The sequence below is a fragment of the Nocardia sp. NPDC051321 genome (assembly GCF_044455225.1).
Classification (GTDB): Bacteria; Actinomycetota; Actinomycetes; order Mycobacteriales; family Mycobacteriaceae; genus Nocardia.
This window is the reverse complement of the sequence record NZ_JBITEM010000001.1, coordinates 289796-306266: the sequence shown is the minus strand read 5'-3', so window position 1 is coordinate 306266 and position 16471 is coordinate 289796. Positions and strand designations below refer to the sequence as shown.

General features: G+C 67.6%; 15 protein-coding genes and 1 pseudogene. 4 read left to right on the top strand and 12 right to left on the bottom strand.

Translation table 11 applies throughout. From position 1 onward, the window contains the following. Positions 1-75: 75 nt before the first annotated feature. Entirely contained in the window at positions 76-1203 is a 1128-nt protein-coding gene (locus ACIA8C_RS01350) for a transglycosylase family protein (protein WP_397130731.1), read from the bottom strand. 242 nt (positions 1204-1445) lie between these two features. Beyond that, positions 1446-2270, bottom strand: a complete 825-nt coding sequence (locus ACIA8C_RS01345) for a TatD family hydrolase (RefSeq protein WP_397130263.1) — start codon at positions 2268-2270, stop codon at positions 1446-1448. A 110-nt stretch (positions 2271-2380) separates the two neighbouring features. Here ACIA8C_RS01345 and metG point away from each other — a divergent pair. Continuing rightward, positions 2381-3949: pseudogene (metG, locus tag ACIA8C_RS01340) on the top strand (methionine--tRNA ligase); the annotation flags it as partial. Between the two features lie 231 nt (positions 3950-4180). After that, positions 4181-4849, top strand: coding sequence for a TetR/AcrR family transcriptional regulator (locus ACIA8C_RS01335; protein WP_397130262.1), 669 nt, complete (start codon positions 4181-4183; stop codon positions 4847-4849). Positions 4850-4860: 11 nt separating this feature from the next. On the opposite strand, the gene ACIA8C_RS01330 is transcribed toward ACIA8C_RS01335, so the two are convergent. Continuing rightward, a complete protein-coding gene (locus ACIA8C_RS01330; RefSeq protein WP_397130261.1) occupies positions 4861-5613 on the bottom strand; it encodes an isocitrate lyase/phosphoenolpyruvate mutase family protein in 753 nt (250 codons plus the stop codon). A gap of 67 nt (positions 5614-5680) precedes the next feature. Further along, positions 5681-6541: a 16S rRNA (cytidine(1402)-2'-O)-methyltransferase gene (gene rsmI, locus ACIA8C_RS01325; protein WP_397130730.1), complete on the bottom strand. Its 861-nt coding sequence runs from the start codon at positions 6539-6541 to the stop codon at positions 5681-5683. Between the two features lie 215 nt (positions 6542-6756). On the opposite strand from rsmI, the gene ACIA8C_RS01320 reads away from it, so the two are divergent. Further along, positions 6757-8379, top strand: a complete 1623-nt coding sequence (locus tag ACIA8C_RS01320; protein ID WP_397130260.1) for a dolichyl-phosphate-mannose--protein mannosyltransferase — start codon at positions 6757-6759, stop codon at positions 8377-8379. Here ACIA8C_RS01320 and ACIA8C_RS01315 read toward each other — a convergent pair. Next, complete coding sequence (locus tag ACIA8C_RS01315; protein ID WP_397130729.1) at positions 8376-8735, bottom strand: GntR family transcriptional regulator; 360 nt, start codon at positions 8733-8735, stop codon at positions 8376-8378. The genes ACIA8C_RS01320 and ACIA8C_RS01315 overlap by 4 nt on opposite strands. Before the next feature lie 7 nt (positions 8736-8742). Continuing rightward, complete coding sequence (gene arcA, locus ACIA8C_RS01310; protein WP_397130259.1) at positions 8743-10041, bottom strand: arginine deiminase; 1299 nt, start codon at positions 10039-10041, stop codon at positions 8743-8745. 173 nt (positions 10042-10214) lie between these two features. Between arcA and soxR the strand changes: the two genes are divergently transcribed. After that, positions 10215-10700 (top strand): redox-sensitive transcriptional activator SoxR, encoded by a 486-nt coding sequence (soxR, locus tag ACIA8C_RS01305; protein ID WP_150402090.1) that lies wholly within the window; start codon positions 10215-10217, stop codon positions 10698-10700. On the opposite strand, the gene ACIA8C_RS01300 is transcribed toward soxR, so the two are convergent. The 6 genes from ACIA8C_RS01300 to ACIA8C_RS01275 form a co-directional block, all read right to left on the bottom strand. Further along, positions 10669-11508 (bottom strand): SDR family oxidoreductase, encoded by an 840-nt coding sequence (locus ACIA8C_RS01300; protein ID WP_397130258.1) that lies wholly within the window; start codon positions 11506-11508, stop codon positions 10669-10671. The two genes, soxR and ACIA8C_RS01300, sit on opposite strands and share 32 nt — an antisense overlap. A gap of 92 nt (positions 11509-11600) precedes the next feature. Beyond that, on the bottom strand, positions 11601-12728 hold the full coding sequence (locus ACIA8C_RS01295) for a glycosyltransferase (protein ID WP_397130257.1): 1128 nt from the start codon (positions 12726-12728) through the stop codon (positions 11601-11603). 165 nt (positions 12729-12893) lie between these two features. Beyond that, positions 12894-14711: a putative bifunctional diguanylate cyclase/phosphodiesterase gene (locus ACIA8C_RS01290; protein WP_397130728.1), complete on the bottom strand. Its 1818-nt coding sequence runs from the start codon at positions 14709-14711 to the stop codon at positions 12894-12896. Between the two features lie 300 nt (positions 14712-15011). Beyond that, positions 15012-15248, bottom strand: coding sequence for a hypothetical protein (locus ACIA8C_RS01285; protein WP_397130256.1), 237 nt, complete (start codon positions 15246-15248; stop codon positions 15012-15014). Between the two features lie 253 nt (positions 15249-15501). After that, positions 15502-15936 carry an effector binding domain-containing protein gene (locus tag ACIA8C_RS01280; RefSeq protein ID WP_357381642.1) on the bottom strand — a complete coding sequence of 145 codons (435 nt, stop codon included), beginning with the start codon at positions 15934-15936 and terminating at the stop codon, positions 15502-15504. A 58-nt stretch (positions 15937-15994) separates the two neighbouring features. Beyond that, positions 15995-16438, bottom strand: coding sequence for a GyrI-like domain-containing protein (locus ACIA8C_RS01275; RefSeq protein ID WP_397130255.1), 444 nt, complete (start codon positions 16436-16438; stop codon positions 15995-15997). Positions 16439-16471 lie beyond the last annotated feature (33 nt).

Below are 16471 nucleotides of genomic sequence, written 5' to 3'. Positions count from 1 at the left end.
CTGCCAGCTCAGCGTGACCGGCTAGCGAATCGAAGGCAACACCGAGAAGTTCCGCGCAGTAACCGCGCGCACAGCTCAGCTGAGGCCGAGGCGACTGGTGCAGGCGGGCCATGCGCCCCAGCCCTGCCGGGCCCGGGTGATCTCGGCGATGGCGATCTGCTCCTCGCGGGTCGCCAGGTCGGCGCGGGGCGCGTACTTCGTGCCACCCTGGCGCTCCCAGGTGCCCTGGTCGAACTGGATGCCACCGTAGTAACCGTTGCCGTTGTTGATGTTCCAGTTGCCGGTGGATTCGCAGCGGGCCAGCGCGTCCCAGGTCGAGCCGTCGCGCACGGGCGGCACCTCGGTGCCCGGCTTGGCGCCCTTGCGGACGGTCTTCGGCTGCGCGGTCACCGTCACGGTGGACGCGATCGGCTTGCGGTCCACTTCCGTGCCGTTGACCATGGTGACCGCGAAGGTGACGTCCTGGACGCCGGGCGCACCCTCGGTTTCCACCACCGAGCGGCTCATGTTCATGGTCGGGTCTTCGATCACGTTCTCCGGCGGGTCGAGCGGCAGCGTCTCGGTCCGCTTCTCGATTCGCTTGCGGGTCACCGTGATTCGCGTGCCATCGGTGAGCGGGGTGGACGCGGCGGGCTCGACGGTGTCCTGCTCGATCAGCGGAATGCCCGCCACCGCAAGGAGTTCGCCGACCGTCGGGGCGGCGAGCCGGACGTCGACCGGTGCGCCGATGCCATCGAGCAGCGAGACCGATCGCGGCGTCGCGACATTCAGCGCGGCGCCTTCCAGCGGCAGCTTCTCGTCGCGCGCGGGCGATACGTACACCTCTTTGGGCAGGCTCAACTGCTCGAGCGCCTCGCCCGCGGTCAGGCCGGTGGTCCATACCGTGCGCGCCTGGCCGTCGACCATGAGCTTGACCTCACGTGCCCGGTTGAGCGTGATGGTGGCGCCGTCGCCGATCTTCGCGGCGAGCGCGGGGGCCACCCGGTCGCGCTCGGTCACGGCGAACCCGGCGGCCCGCAGCGCGCCGCGGACGTTGAGCGACATCGTCGTCTCGACGCGCTTCTCACCGTCGACGACGACCGTCACCGTCTTCCGGTTCACGATCGCCAGCCCGGCGCCGACGATCAGTGTCATCAACAGCGCGCCGACCGCCGCATACAGCAGCGGCGATCGAGAGTGGTTGATTCGCGCAAGTGGCCACAGCATCGCGGAGTGATCCCGCGAGGGGCGGCGGTCAGGTGACGGATGGGCCATGGTCACAGTACGATAACGAGGGGTTTGGGGGTAGACAACCTTCACTTGCTTCAGCTGGGTCTTTCAATATCACGAACGGATATCGCTACCGCAGGTTGATCACGAAATATACCGACCACTGTGACCTAGGACACACCCCGCATATCCAGGCCCCTTACGGGTACTCAAATTGCCGGAAAATAGCGGATTGCTCAGATTCCGTAGACGCGTCGCGCGTTTGCCGTGGTGATCTTTGCCAATTCGGCCGCGTCCGTTTCGCGCAGTTCCGCCAGAGCGCGCACGGTATAAGGCAGGCAATACGATTCGTTGGGCGCACCACGGAATGGATGCGGCGTTAAATACGGTGCGTCCGTTTCGACCAGAATCAACTCGTCCGGCACGACTTTGGCGGCCTCGCGCAGCTCATGCGCATTCTTGAAACTCACCGTGCCGGAAAAACTCAGCACATAACCCTCGGCAACGCAGGCCAACGCCATGTTGGTGTCCGAGGAGAAGCAATGGAAGATCACGGTGGCCGGCGCACCCTCGTCCAGCAGCACCGTCAGCAGATCGTGGTCGGCCTCGCGATTGTGGATCATCAGCGGCTTACCCAGCCGCTTGGCCAGGTCGATGTGCCAGCGGAAGCCCTCGATCTGCGTCTCGATGTCGGCACAGCCGTCCAGCTTGCCCGACCAGTAGTAGTCGAGACCGGTCTCGCCGATCGCGACAACGCGGGGGTCGGCGGCGAGGCGTTCCAGTTCGGCCTTCGCGGCATCGTCGAGCGCGTTGGCGCGGGTCGGGTGCAGTGCGACCGCGGCGTACACGCGGGCGTCCCAGTGCGCGGCCTGTACGGCCCACTGCGCGGCGGCGAGGTCGTCGGCGACGGTGACCACCTGGCCGACGCCGACCGAGGCGGCGCGGTCCACGATCACGGCGGTGGCGGCCGCGTCGGTGGCGCCACAGGCATCGAGGTGGGTGTGCGCGTCGATGAGGGGCGCGAGCGGCTCCGGCAGGTCCGGCGCCGGACGCTTACTCATCGAAGACCGCCGCACGCAGTGGCATCGGCACCGGTCGGCAGAGCCGAGGTGACCAGCGAATCGACTAGGCGGATATTCGCGTGAAGTGAGGAAACCACGGCCATTACAGTAGACACACCATGAGCGAAGCTGACCGCCCCGCCTTCTATATCACCACGGCCATCGCCTACCCGAACGGTGCGCCGCACATCGGCCATGCGTACGAGTACATCTCGGCCGACGCCATCGCCCGCTTCAAGCGGCTCGACGGCTACGACGTCTTCTTCATGACGGGCACCGACGAGCACGGTCAGAAGATGCAGCAGGTGGCCGCGGCGGCGGGCGTCCCGGTGGAGGAGCTCGCGAGCCGCAACTCCGACGTGTTCGAGGCGCTGGACAAGACCCTCGACATCTCCCTCGACCGGTTCATCCGGACCACCGACGAGGACCACCAGGCGGCCTGCGTCGCGCTGTGGGAGCGGATGCTCGCCAACGGCGACATCTATCTCGGCAACTACTCGGGCTGGTACTCGGTGCGCGACGAGGCCTTCTACACCGAGGAGGAGACCACGCTGCTCGAGGACGGCACGCGGATCTCCACCGAGTCGAAGACGCCGGTCACCTGGACCGAGGAGTCGAACTTCTTCTTCAAGCTCTCCGCTTACCAGGACAAGCTGCTCGCGCTTTACGAGGAGCATCCCGAATTCATCGCGCCCGCAACGCGTCGCAATGAAATCGTCAGCTACGTCAAGGCGGGGCTGAAGGATCTGTCCATCTCCCGCACCACCTTCGACTGGGGTGTGCCGGTGCCCGGACACCCCGAACACGTGATGTACGTGTGGGTGGACGCGCTCACCAACTACATCACCGGTGTCGGCTACCCGGACACGGAATCGGCTGCGTTCCAGAAGTTCTGGCCCGCCGACGTGCACATCATCGGCAAGGACATCACCCGGTTCCACACCGTGTACTGGCCGGCGTTCCTGCTGTCCGTCGGCGTCGAGGTGCCGAAACGCGTTTTCGTGCACGGGTTCCTGTACAACAAGGGCGAGAAGATGTCCAAGTCGGTCGGCAACGTGGTCGACCCGCTGGAACTGGTCGAGACCTACGGCGTCGACGCGGTGCGTTTCTTCCTGCTGCGCGAGATCTCCTACGGTCAGGACGGCAGCTACAGCCACGACGCGATCGTCGGCCGGATCAACTCCGACCTGGCCAACGAGTTCGGCAACCTGGTGCAGCGCAGCACCAAGCTGGTCGCGCGCGACTGCGGCGGCGTGGTGCCGACGCCGGGTGAGTTCACCGACGCCGACCGCACGCTGCTCGATTTGACGAACGGGCTGCTCGACCGCTGCCGCGCCGAATACGACGCGCAGCAAATGCATCTCGCGCTGGAGGCGATCTGGTTGACCCTCGGCGAGACGAACAAGTACTTCTCCGCGCAGGCGCCGTGGGCGCTGGCCAAGTCCGGTACGCCGGATGATCTGGCCCGCGAGGCGACGGTGCTGTACGTGACGCTCGAGGTGCTGCGGATCGTCGCGATCCTGGTGCAGCCCGTGGTGCCCGCTTCGGCGAGCAAGATCCTCGATCAGCTCGGTCAGCAGGATCGCACGTTCGCCGACATCGCGACGCCGATCGTGCCGGGTGTGGTACTGCCCGCGCCGGAACCGGTGTACCCCAAGTTCATCGAGCCCAAGGACTGATCCGCGCGGCTCGAGCACTCGACCTACGCGGCCGGGCGGCGCCGAATCAGGCTGCGCCCGTGCCGCGTTCGCGTTGACCGGGCGCACCGTGCCGTCCCACTGCCGGATCATGGAATAGCGCGGCACCGTCCGTCCGAGTCGGTTGTGCCGCACCGGCGCGTATCCCGCTGGCGCACAGTCGCATAATGCTGGGTTACCGATGTTCATGTTCGCCGAACAGGGAGGGCACCCATGCGCCGACAACAGGCGACCGACTCGACACCTATGCCGCAGAACACCTTTGCCGACCGACACCGGGCGGCCCGCGATGCCGTCCTGGTCTCACAGCGCGGACGACTCATCGAGGCGATGGTCGAATGTGTCGACAGCAAGGGATATTCCGGTACCACGCTCACCGATATCGTTGCCCGAGCACGGGTCTCGCGCAGTACCTTCTATGAACACTTCGCGAACAAGGAAGAGTGCTTCGTCGAGGCGGTGCACACCGGCGTCGATATCGTGGCCACCCGGATCGCCGACGAGCTGGCACAGCTCACGCCGGCAGCCGGCGCGCACGCCAGGATCGAGTCGATCGTCGGCACGTTCTGCGAAACCGTTGCCGCCGAACCGGATTTCGCCCGCCTGGTGCTCGTCGAATCGTTCAAGGTGAATCAGGCCGCCGTCGACTACCGCGACCTGGCCGTCGACCGCTTCGCCGCACTGTACCGCCTGTTCTATGACGAAGCGCGCCAAGCGGATCCGACGCTACCCGAGGTGTCCGACGACCTGATCGCGCTGATCCCGGACGCGATCGGCGAGCGGACCCGTCGCGTCATCGTGTCCGACGGTCCCGCTCGCGTCCCCGCGCTGATTCCCCTGTTCGTCCAGTTCGTCAGCGCGACACTGGGACTGCCCGCCTGAAACCGTTCGAGCTACTTCCAGCGGGCGAGCAGGCGCTCGATCTCGGTGGTCAGCGCGCGCTGCAGGAACGGGCCGAAGCTGATCCGGGCCACGCCCTGGTCGGCCAGCACCGCCTTGTCGGACTTGTCGGGCAGGCCGACCATGCTGATCGGCAGGGTCAGCTCGCTGGTCAGGCGGCGCACATCGGCATCACCCTGCGCGCCAGCCGGGAACAGCACGTCGGCACCCGCCTCCGTGGCGAGACGCAGCCGCTCGATGGCGCGGTCGACCCGGTCCGCCTCGTCGCCGTCCTGCCGCATGAACATGTCGGTCCTGGCGTTGACCACCACGTGCACCCCGGCCGCGTCGGCGAACTGACGCAGACCGTGCACTAGGTCGGCGTGCTCCTGCGCCGAGCGCAGCCGCTTGCCCTCGCTGTGCACGGTGTCCTCGATGTTGAGGCCGACCGCACCCGCCTCGAGCAGCCCCTCGATCAATTGGGCCGGCTCCAGACCGTAGCCCGACTCGATATCCACCGACACCGGCACCTCGACGGCCTCGGTGATCTGCCGGACCCTGGTGAGCGACTCGGCGAAGGTCATGCCCTCACCATCGGTACGGCCGATCGAGTCGGCAACGGGATGACTCCCCACGGTGAGCGCCGCGAACCCGGCCTCCACCGCGACCTTCGCCGACCACGCGTCCCACACGGTGGGCAGCACGGCGGGATCGCCGGGGCGGTGCAGCGCGAGGAATGCCTTGGCCTTGCTTTCGAGAGAACTCATAGGACGATCATGCCGCGTCGCCGCGGCGCGCACCATGGCGCGTGCGCCAAGCCTTTACGACAGTTGGTCAGTCCTCGCTCGCACGGCGGGCAACCAGCACCGCGTCGTAGAGTTCGTTGCGGGAGACGCCGTTCGCGCCCGCGATCTGCGCGCAGGCGTCCTTGAGCCGGATGCCGTCGGCGGTCAGCGCCTCCACCTCCTCGACCAGATCGGTCGGATCGGCGGATATGGGTTGCGCGCCTTCGAGCACGACGGTGATCTCGCCGCGGGCGCCGTCAACGGCCCAGGCGGCCACCTCGGCGAGGGTGCCGCGGATGACCTCCTCGTAGGTCTTGGTGAGTTCGCGGCAGACGGCGGCGCGGCGGTCCGGGCCCAGCACCGTGACGGCGTCGGCCAGGCAGTCGGCGAGGCGGTGCGGTGCCTCGAAGAAGACACAGGCGCGCGACTCGGTCGCCAAGGTGCGCAACCACTCTCGGCGCTGACCACCCTTGCGCGGCGCGAAGCCGTCGAAGCAGAACCGTTCCACCGGAAGGGCGGACAGCGCGAGCGCCGTGGTGACGGCCGACGGACCGGGCAGACAGGTCACCGGCAGGTCCCGCGCAGCGCAAGCCGCGACCAGCCGATAGCCGGGGTCGCTGACCGACGGCATGCCCGCGTCGGTCACCAGCAGCACCGTGCGCCCGGCCTCGATGTCGTCGAGCAGCGCCGGAATCCGCGCGATCTCCACGTGGTCGTAGAAGCTGACCACCCGTCCGGTGATCGCCACCCCAAGCGACTTCGCGAGCGACTTGGTGCGCCGGGTATCTTCGGCCGCGACGATGTCGGCCGAACCGAGCGCGTCGCGCAGCCGCTGCGACGCGTCGCCGATGTCGCCCATCGGCGTCGCCGCGAGCACCAGCCTGCCGGGCCCTGTCGCCTCGTCCGCCACCGCACTCCCGTCTCGACCACGCCCGGCACGCACCGAACCTCCGCAGCCTATCGACTCGCCCCTTCCGCCCTCGCAGCCCGACTCGACCACGCGCGCGAGGCGCTGTTCGGTATGTGATCGTGACCACTGAGCGGCGGGCCGCGTGCTATGAGATTCACACTGTGTCGGGGTCACCGCTGCGGGACCTGAGCGCTCGCACAGCATACGATCGGAGCGTGACACAGGTGACCGACCAGCGCGCGACCGCTCCGTTCGGGGCCGTGCCCTCCCGGTCGGGCCCCGCGCCGCGGCGGCCATCCCCCGATTTCGGGCCGACCGATACGCTGCGCGGCTGGCTGGTCACCGCGTTTCTCACGGCGATCGCCGCGGTGACGCGGTTCACCATGCTCAACTATCCGACCGACGCGGGCACCCCGGTGTTCGACGAGAAGCACTACGCGCCGCAGGCCTGGCAGATGCTCAATGGTGGCGGGGTAGAAGACAATCCCGGCTACGGGCTGGTGGTGCATCCGCCGGTCGGCAAGCAGCTCATCGCGATCGGCGAGGCGATGTTCGGCTACAACGGCTGGGGCTGGCGCTTCGCCTCCGCGATGGTCGGGACCGTGCTGATCCTGCTGGTGATCCGCATCGTGCGGCGGATGGCGCGGTCCACCCTGATCGGCGCGATCGCGGGCATCCTGCTGATCGCCGACGGCACCACCTTCGTGTCCTCGCGCATCGGCATGCTCGACATCTTCCTGGCGTTCTTCGCCACCGCGGCCTTCGGTTGTTTGATCGTCGACCGCGACGAGGTGCGGGCCCGGCTGGCGCGGGCCGATGCCGAGGGCCGGATCGACGAGACCCCGTGGGGTCCTCGGCTCGGCGTGCGCTGGTGGCGCTTCGGTGCCGGGGTGCTGCTCGGATTCGCCTGCGGGACAAAATGGTCCGGCGTCTACTTCATCATCGCCTTCGGCCTGCTCAGCGTCCTTTTCGATGTGGCGGCGCGGCGCACATACGGCGTGCGCAACCCGTGGTTCGGCACCGGGATCCGCGATGTCGGACCCGCGCTGTACGCGCTGGTGCTGGTGCCGCTCGGGGTGTATCTCGGCACCTACTGGGCCTGGTTCGCCAGCGAGACCGGCATCGATCGGTACATGGTCGGCAACCCGTCCGCCCCGACGAAGCCGATCGGCACCGGTGGATACTTCAGCTGGGTCCCCGACGCGTTGCGCTCGCTCTGGTATTTCAGCGCGAGAGCCCTGGAATTCCATGAGGGCCTGACCAATTCCGCGGGCAACCATCACCCGTGGGAATCCAAGCCATGGACCTGGCCGATGGGTCTGCGGCCGATGCTCTACTACTACGCCGACAACGGCGTCAGCGGCTGCGGGCAGACCCAGTGCGTCAAGGCCGTCATGCTGATCGGCACCCCCGCCATCTGGTGGCTCGCCTTCCCGGTGATCGCGTGGATGGTGTGGCGCAGCGTGGTTCGCCGCGATTGGCGGTACGCCGCGGTGCTCGTCGGCTACGGCGCGGCGCTGCTGCCCTGGTTCCTGACCCTGGACCGGCAGATGTACTACTTCTACGCCGTCGCCCTCGCGCCGTTCCTGGTGATGGGCGTGGCCCTGGTGCTCGGCGATATCCTCGGCCCGTCCCGTCGAATACCGGTGCCGCGCAGTCCCGCCGGCACCTACCTCCCGGTCTCCCCCGACGAACGACACGCCCTCGGCCTGCTCGCGGTCTGCCTGTACCTCGGCTTGGTGATCGCCAACTTCATCTGGCTCTGGCCGATCCTCACCGCACTGCCCATCACACCGGGCAACTGGCACGACCACCTCTGGCTCCCCAGCTGGCGCTAACCTTCTAGTGCCGCTTGGACATAACGCAGCGCGGCCGCGTCGTCGAGGCCTAGGCGGCGGACCGTTGACACGTAGGCGGTGGCGGCGCGGCCCGCGACATCACGGGTCGGGTCGCCCGAGGAGGCGATGAAAGAGCCTTGCCTGCCCCGGGTTTCGACGACGCCGTCGGCCTCCAGCTCGCGGTAGGCGCGGGCCACCGTGTTGGGGGCGAGGCCCAGTTGCGCGGCCAGCGCCCGCACGGTGGGGATCTTCGTGCCCGCGGTCAGTTCGCCGGAGCGCACCTTGGCGATGATGCCCATGCGTAACTGCTCGTAGGGCGGGACAGCCGACTCATGCGACACGGTGATGTTGAACATGATTGGATCACAACTCATCCCGGGAGAGTGGACAGGACAGACAGCGGGGTCCGCCTCTACCGGAACCCAATTCGGAGCCGGGGATGCGCAGCACCTCGATGCCCGCGTCTTCCAGGCGTGCGTTGGTCATCTCGTTGCGCTCGTAGGCGGCGACCACGCCCGGCGCCAGCGCGAGCGTGTTGTTGCCGTCGTCCCACTGTTCGCGTTCGGCGGTAACGCCGTCCAACCCGGTGTCGATCACTCGGAGCTTGTCGATGCCCATCGCCTTGGCCGCGGCGACCAGGAACGGATCGGGTCCGCTCATCGCCACCTTGCCGTCGCCGTTGCGCGCGCTGTAATCGTCTTCGCGTTGAATGGTGAACGCGCACAACGAGTCACGCACCGCCGGGTACATCACCAGCGCGTCGCTGTCCACCATCGTGCAGACGGTGTCCAGATGCATCGTCGCCCGGTTCTGCGCGATCGGGACGACCAGCACGGTATGCGCGAGGTCGTCGTCGAACAGGCTGCGCGCCAACGCTTCCGCGCCCGCGGGCGAGGTGCGTTCGCCGACGCCCACCGCGACGACGCCCGGCGCGAGCAGCAGCACATCGCCGCCCTCGATGGGCGCGGTGTGCGATTCGTAGGCGCGGCGCACGCCGAGGAAGCGCGGATGGAAGGCATAGATCAGATCGGTGAGCGAGGTCTCCCTGATCCGCGCGGGCAGCGCCAGCGAGGTGATCGCGACCCTCGGCCCGATCCAGAACGAAGAGTCCCTGGTGAACAGCAGATTGGGCAGCGGATCGATGACGAAGTCGGCGCCGTGATGCATCCGCCGCACCAGCGAGGTGGCGTCGGGCCCGAACGGCAGCTCGTCGAAGGTCATCCCGGCCATCAGGATGTTGGCCAGGTCCCTGGCCCGCACGCCGCGCAGGAAGGCGGCGAGCTGGTCGGCCAGTGCATGCCCGAGCCTGCGCGCGTCCACGGCGGCCGAAATGCCCTGGATGCGGGCGGCGCCGCTGACCGCGAGGGTCTCGGCGAGCAGGTCGGCGAGCAGCAGCACCTCGACGCCGCGCTCCCGAAGCACACCGGTGAACGCGTCGTGCTCCTGTTGCGCCCGCTCCACCCACGGAATGCCGTCGAACAGCAGCTGGTCGTTATTGCGCGGGGTGAGCCTGCGCAGTTCGTCGCCGGGCCGGTGCAGCAGCACCGTACGCAGCGTGCCGACCTCGGAGGTCACCGTCAACCGCGTGCCCGAACTGTCGGGGTCCAGCCCGTCCGCGTCCGAGTCCTCTCCGTGCCGCGCGGGCACAGCGTCTGCTCCCATGCTCAGACCGTAGTTCGCCGCGGCCACAAGAGCACGTAATTCGGGCCTTCGTTGCCGTCTTGCCGCGTGTGAAGTCGCTCGCTACCGGATTATCGGGCCGACTTGCCGTTGGCCGATTCTTCCCCGAGCGCACCCTAACCTCAAGTATTGTTGAGGGGAATGGAGGAGCGTGCATGTCGACAGCCGATTGGCGAGCAAAGGAGCTGACCCCCGGGCAGCTTTCCGAGCGTAGCGGAGTAGCAGTTTCCGCGTTGCACTTCTACGAACGCGAGGGACTCATCAGCAGCCGCCGGACCAGCGGGAATCAACGCAGATATGCGCGAGAGACATTACGGCGGGTCGCCTTCATCCGTATCTCACAGCGGGTCGGCATACCGCTCAGTGAAATTCGCGACGCGCTCGATCAGCTGCCGGAGGGGCGCAACCCCACGCGGCGCGATTGGGAGACGCTCTCCACCACTTGGCGCGCGGACCTCGACGACCGCATCACTCAACTGATTCGGTTGCGCGACAACCTCACCGGCTGCATCGGCTGCGGCTGCCTGTCACTCGGCAGCTGCAAACTCGTCAACGAACACGACCGGCTCGGCACCGAGGGTCCCGGCGCCCGCGTGCTCGACGTGCAGCTCAACTGCTCCGCGCGGCCAGCAACCGGCTGAAGCGGGCGCTCGCGCGGCGCATCACGATCTCGTAGGGCAGCGCGAACTTTCGCGCCCACCAGTAGCCGAACCTGATGTCGAAGGACGTGTAGATCAGGAACCGGTTGCGGGTGACGCCGCGCAGGATCGAGGCGGCCACGTGTTCCGGCGACACGGCGTGCTTGGTGAACGACTGGGTGAGTCGCTGGATCTTCGGCGACTCCCGGTCGACACCGACCAGTTCGACGCTGTGCACCAATGGCGTGTCCACCGCGCCGGGCACCACCAGGTGCACCGAGATGCCGTGCTGGTCCAGGTCGAACCGGAGCACCTCGGAGACGCCGCGGATGCCGTACTTGCTCGCGCTGTAAGCCGCGTGCCAAGGTAGCGCGAGCAGGCCGGCCGCCGAGGAGACGTTGACCAGCGAACCGCCCTTGCCCGCCCGCACCATCGGCGGCACAAAGTTCTCGATCACGTGGATCGGGCCCATCAGGTTGACGTCGACCATTCGCCGCCAGTGCTTGTGCTCGAGGTTCTCCACGGTGCCCCAGGCCGAGGTGCCCGCGACGTTCATCACGATGTCGAGGCTGCCGTGCGCGGCGTGCACCTTCTCGGCGAAGGCGGTGACGGCGTCGTAGTCGGTGATGTCGAAGGCCTGCGCGACGAGCACCACGCCACCGGACCCGCGGATATCGGCCACCGTCGCGTCCAGCCCGGTTGCGTTGATATCGGTGAGTACCAGCTCGGCGCCCGCCGCCGCGGCGGCCAGCGCGGTGGCCCGGCCTATTCCGCTGGCCGCGCCCGTGATCAGCACCTTCGCGTCTCGCACTGTCCTGCGGCCTGGTCGCCCATTACCTCGCACTGCGCATCCCCATCTCGAATTGCTCGAATCGGCTCACCGCAGGGTACTTGGGGTGACGGTCAACGGCCCAGTACGGCGAGCATTCCGGCCACCGCCCGCGGCCAGGTGTATTGCTCGGCGCGGTTGCGGGCGGCCCGCCTGCGCCCGGCCGTCGGCAACGCGAGCACCTCGGTGACGGCCTGCGCGAACGCGGAGCCGCGATCGTCGGCGACCGCGCCACACTCGGCGGTCACGATGTCCTTGAGCGCCGAGGATCGGCTCGCCACCACCGGCGTGCCTGCCGCGAGTGCCTCCAGCGCGGCGAGGCCGAAGGTCTCGTGCGGGCCTGGCGCCAGCGAAACATCCGCGGTGGCAAGGAGTTTCGCCACCATCGCGCGTTCGGAGATGAAGCCGGTGAAGTGCACGGCGGCCAGCCCGCCGGCCAGGGCGGGTAGCGAACGCGCCCGCCGTTCCAGCGCCTCGCGCCGCGGCCCGTCACCGGCGACGACCAGCCGAACCTCGGTGCCCGCCTTACGCAGTGCGGCGACCGCCTCGATGCTGCGCTCCACCCGCTTCTCCACCGACAGCCTGCCGCAATGCACGAGCAGCGGGTGGCCCGGCGCACCAAGATCGGCGCGCAGCCGGTCGTCCTGCCGACGCGGGCTGAACAGCTCCAGATCCACGCCGAGCGGCACCAGTTCGACATTCGGCGCGCCGATCCGCAGGAACTCCTCGCGCGCGAATTCGGTAGTGCAGACCACGATGTCGTAGTCGGCGGCGGTGCGCCCGTTGGCCACGTCGGCGCAGCGCCGGGCGGCCTGGCGTGGCATGAACTGACCGAGCAGCCGGTCGAGTCGTTCGTGCGAGATCATCACGCCCGCCACATCGCGCCGCCTGGCCCAGCGGCCGAAGCCGCGCAGCGTCAGCCGGTCGGAAACCTCGAGTACGTCGGGGCGCAACCCGTCGAGCACGTCGGCCACCCGCCGCGGATCGGCCGCGCGGTAGCCGCCGGTCCACGGAATGGCCAAGGCGGGCAAGGTTATCCGCACCACGCCGGTCGGCAGTATCTCCTCGGAACGGCGCGCACCGGGGACGATGAGCACCACTTCGTGCCCGGCCGACGCGTATCCCTCACCGAGATGATGCAGGGCAGTGCGCAGCCCACCCGAACGCGGGCCGTAGAAGTTCGCAAGCTGAACTATGCGCACATCGCCGATGGTGCAGCTAGTCGGGTTATCTTCGGGACCGATGCGCCCAACGCGGCATGAACAGCCGTGAAAGACCCGGCGAAGCGGCTTGTCAGCCCGGTTCGGTCGCATTGAAATGAGCCGGTGCCCGCATTCGGCAGTCACCGGCGATCGCTGCGCCGACGGTCAAATTCCCGCGGTACCGCGACTGGCCCGAGGCAGATCGAGGTCAAGCGGGATGCGGCCGACCGCGAGATGGGCTTCCACTTCGTCGGCGGGCATCGGTCGCGCGATCAAAAAGCCTTGTGCCCGATAGCAACCGAGCCCAACCAGGGTGCGCGCCGCCACCGCGGTCTCGACCCCCTCGCCGACCACGCCGAGGCCGAACGAACCGGCAAGCCCGATAATAGATTTCACGATCGCGAGATCGTCCGTGCTGGCGCCGAGCCGCTGCACGAAGCCGCGGTCGATCTTCACCGCGTCCACCGGCAGCGCCTTCAGGTGCGACAGCGAGCTGTAGCCGGTGCCGAAATCGTCGATCGCGATCTGCACGCCCATTCGCTTGAGCCCGCGCAACGTGACCTGGGTGCGCGCCAGATCCTGCACGACCACGTGCTCGGTGATCTCCAAGCAGATCGAGCTACCGTCGATGCCGAACAGCCGCAGAATGTCCTCGATCCGCTCTACGAAGTCCAGGCTGACCAGCTGCACCGGCGAAACATTGATCCGCATCACCACATTCGCGGCGAGGCCGCGCCTGCGCCACTCGGCGAACTGCGCGCAGGCCGACCGGATCACCCAGCGGCCGAGCTCACCGGCCAGGTTGGTCGCCTCCGCCACGGTGACGAACGCCGCGGGCGGCAGCAGGCCCCTGGTCGGATGCAGCCAGCGGACCAGGGCCTCCAGCGCGACGATCCGGCCGGTCCGCAGATCCACCTCGGGCTGATAGTGCAGCAGCAGCGAGCCGTCGGACACCGCGCCGCGCAGGTTGAGTTCCACATCGTCTTGCAGTTCGAATTGGGCACGCATGGCGTCGGTGAACACCGCAACGCCATTGCCGCCACCCGATTTCGCCGAGAGCAGCGCGTGATCGGCCCTGCGCAGCACATCGGCGACGGTGGTCTCACCGGGGATGCCGACGGCGACGCCGATGCTGGCCGCCCGGCTGACCGATTCGCCGCCGACGGTGACCCGGCGCCCGATGAGCTGCTGGATCCGGGTGCCCTCCTCCTCGGCCGCGACCGCGTCCATCGGTTTGGCGGGCACGATGACGAACTCGTCGCCGCCGAGGCGCGCGATCATGTCGTCCGGGTCGAGGTGCTCGCGCAGCCGCGAGGACAACGTGCGGATGAAGTTGTCGCCCGCGGTGTGCCCGAGGAAGTCGTTGAGCGCCTTGAGGCGATCGAGGTCGAGGAAGAACGCCGCCACCGGGCCGGGGCTGCCCGGCGCGAGCCGCTCGTCCATGTGCTCGAGCAGCGCGCGGCGGTTGGCCAGGCCGGTGAGGTCGTCGTGCAGCGCGATGTAGCGCAGCCGTTCCTCGGCGACGACCCGCGCCTGCAGCTGGGCGAACAGCGCGGCGATCGCCTTGAGCACGTTGAGCTCGCGGGTACTCCACTGCCGATCGCCGGTCTTGATGAAGCCGAGCACGCCGGTCGACTCGCCGCGCGAGAGCAGCGGGACCGCGGCCGTGGTGACAACGGGGATGCCGGAGGCCCGGCGCATCGTCTCCTGATAGTCGGCGAATTCCGGCGTCGGGCGCGCGATCATCGGCTCGGTCCCGTGCTCGAACGCGCGGAACACCGGATCGGCGCCCTCGAAGTAGACGACCTCGAGCGGATCCGGATCCGGCACCTGTGGGCGGTGCGGCCACTCGGCGATCAGCAGCGACGCTCTGCGTTCGCGATCGGTGTGGCGCACGTAGCTGAAGTCGACGTCGAAGTATTCGACCAGCTGGGCCAGCACCCGCTCGGTCGCCTCGGCCATGGTCGTGGCGTCGACACCCATCAGCTCGGAGGCGACCTGAGTCACCAATGAGTCGAGCGTCCGCCGAGGCACCTTGTCTCCGATCACGCTATCCACGGATGTCCACGCCAGGCACCGGCCGCCGTCGGCTTCGAAGCCGTCGGCTACGACCCCGGGCTGCGGCCGAATCGCTCAGGCATAGCACCAACGCCATGGTCTCATGCTCACCTACCGAGAGCAGGTCCGAGAAACGAAGCGACGCCAGTGTATCCACGGAATCCGGGAAAATCGTGGCCGGTGCGCTGGGGAGTCGCGCTTTTCGGTCGCTCTCGTCACCCATCGTCACCCCACCAATCCGGGGTCGGTATCCGACGCGCGGCGCCCGTGCCGTCCGAGTTGAATCGGCGAGCCGCGCAATTCATCGGCAATTGCCCAACGAGACCGATTATCCCACCAGATCGGATCGGTCCGGTAGCGATCTTCCGAATCGGGGCCCGGCGGAAAATGACCTGCTACCGTCCCGCCGAAGCCGCCAGCAACCCGGATCGGCGCGGCGGCGCTGCTCGCCTCGACAGCCATACTGTTCCTACTCCGTTGCTCCGCATCCTTACGCGGTCGTCGAACCGGGGCCGACATCTTCACCCGAATCCTGCTTTCCGGACGAGTTTGCCTAGGGCAGTATCCGTCATCCGACAAGAATTGACCAGATGTCTGGTTAATCTTCCGAAAACTGGATGCCGCCTCGCAAATTCCCCCTGGTCAGAACCCGTCTTGCGGTTGAGCAAGATACCAGAGAGACCGGTCGGTTCTAGTGCAGCTAACCAACAGCAAGCTAGACGAGGATGGAGATGAACAGCTCCACCGAATCCGGTCCCTGCCAGATCTCGATCTCTTCCCGATAGGCCCTGGTGATCTCGGCCGATGCCGTCGCGTCGTCGACCTGGGCCCACACGTCCTCGACCGGATCGTGATAGTCCCCGTTCGGCGCGAAGCGGGCATAGACGCCCTTCGGCACGCGCACCAGGACATCACCGATCGGCACCGACTCTGGCTCGCGGTACTCGAAGCAGACCACCGCGTTGTAGTTACCCGCCGGGTCCGGCACGTACACCGTGAACATCGGACGGTCGGCGCCTTTTCGGTCGCGCAGCCGGTCTTTGAGGAACTCGATCAGGTCGCTGTTGCTGACCTTGAAACTCGGGCGCACCCGTGGCACCACCAGGCCGCCGTAAATCGCCTCACCACGCACCGCGATCGCGTAACTCATGAGCGTGCCCCGCTGCTGCTCGGCTCCGTCACGCACACGGGGCCCATTGCTCGCTCGCTCATCGGGCGTCTACCGCCAGGTAGAGCTCGATCTTGTAGGCGTGCGGATAACACTCGAAGTCCCCGGTGTAGGTCCGCTTGATCCGGTTGTGTTCCTCGGCGTACGCGATCTGGGTCCAGAGGTCGGTCATCACCTGCGGGAAGTTACCGACCGAGGAGAACCTCGCATAGGTGCCGCGCGGCAGCCGGGCCACCAGATGGCCGCGGGTGACATCGGCGAAGGACGCGCACTCGTAGCCGACGATCTGCGTGTTGTAGGTGCCGAGCTCGCCGGTGTAGTCGGTATAGGCACTGGCGAGCGGGCCGCCGAGCTCCTGGTGCAGTACGGTCGCCCAGGCGGCTTCCAGGTCGTGATCACGCAGCTCTCCGAGCGCACGTTTAGGGCTGCGCACCGGCAACCCGGCAACCCACGTTTCGTCCCGCTCGACGATTTCAAACTGCATGGAAAGACTCTTTCGAGATGAATCCGGGGGCGA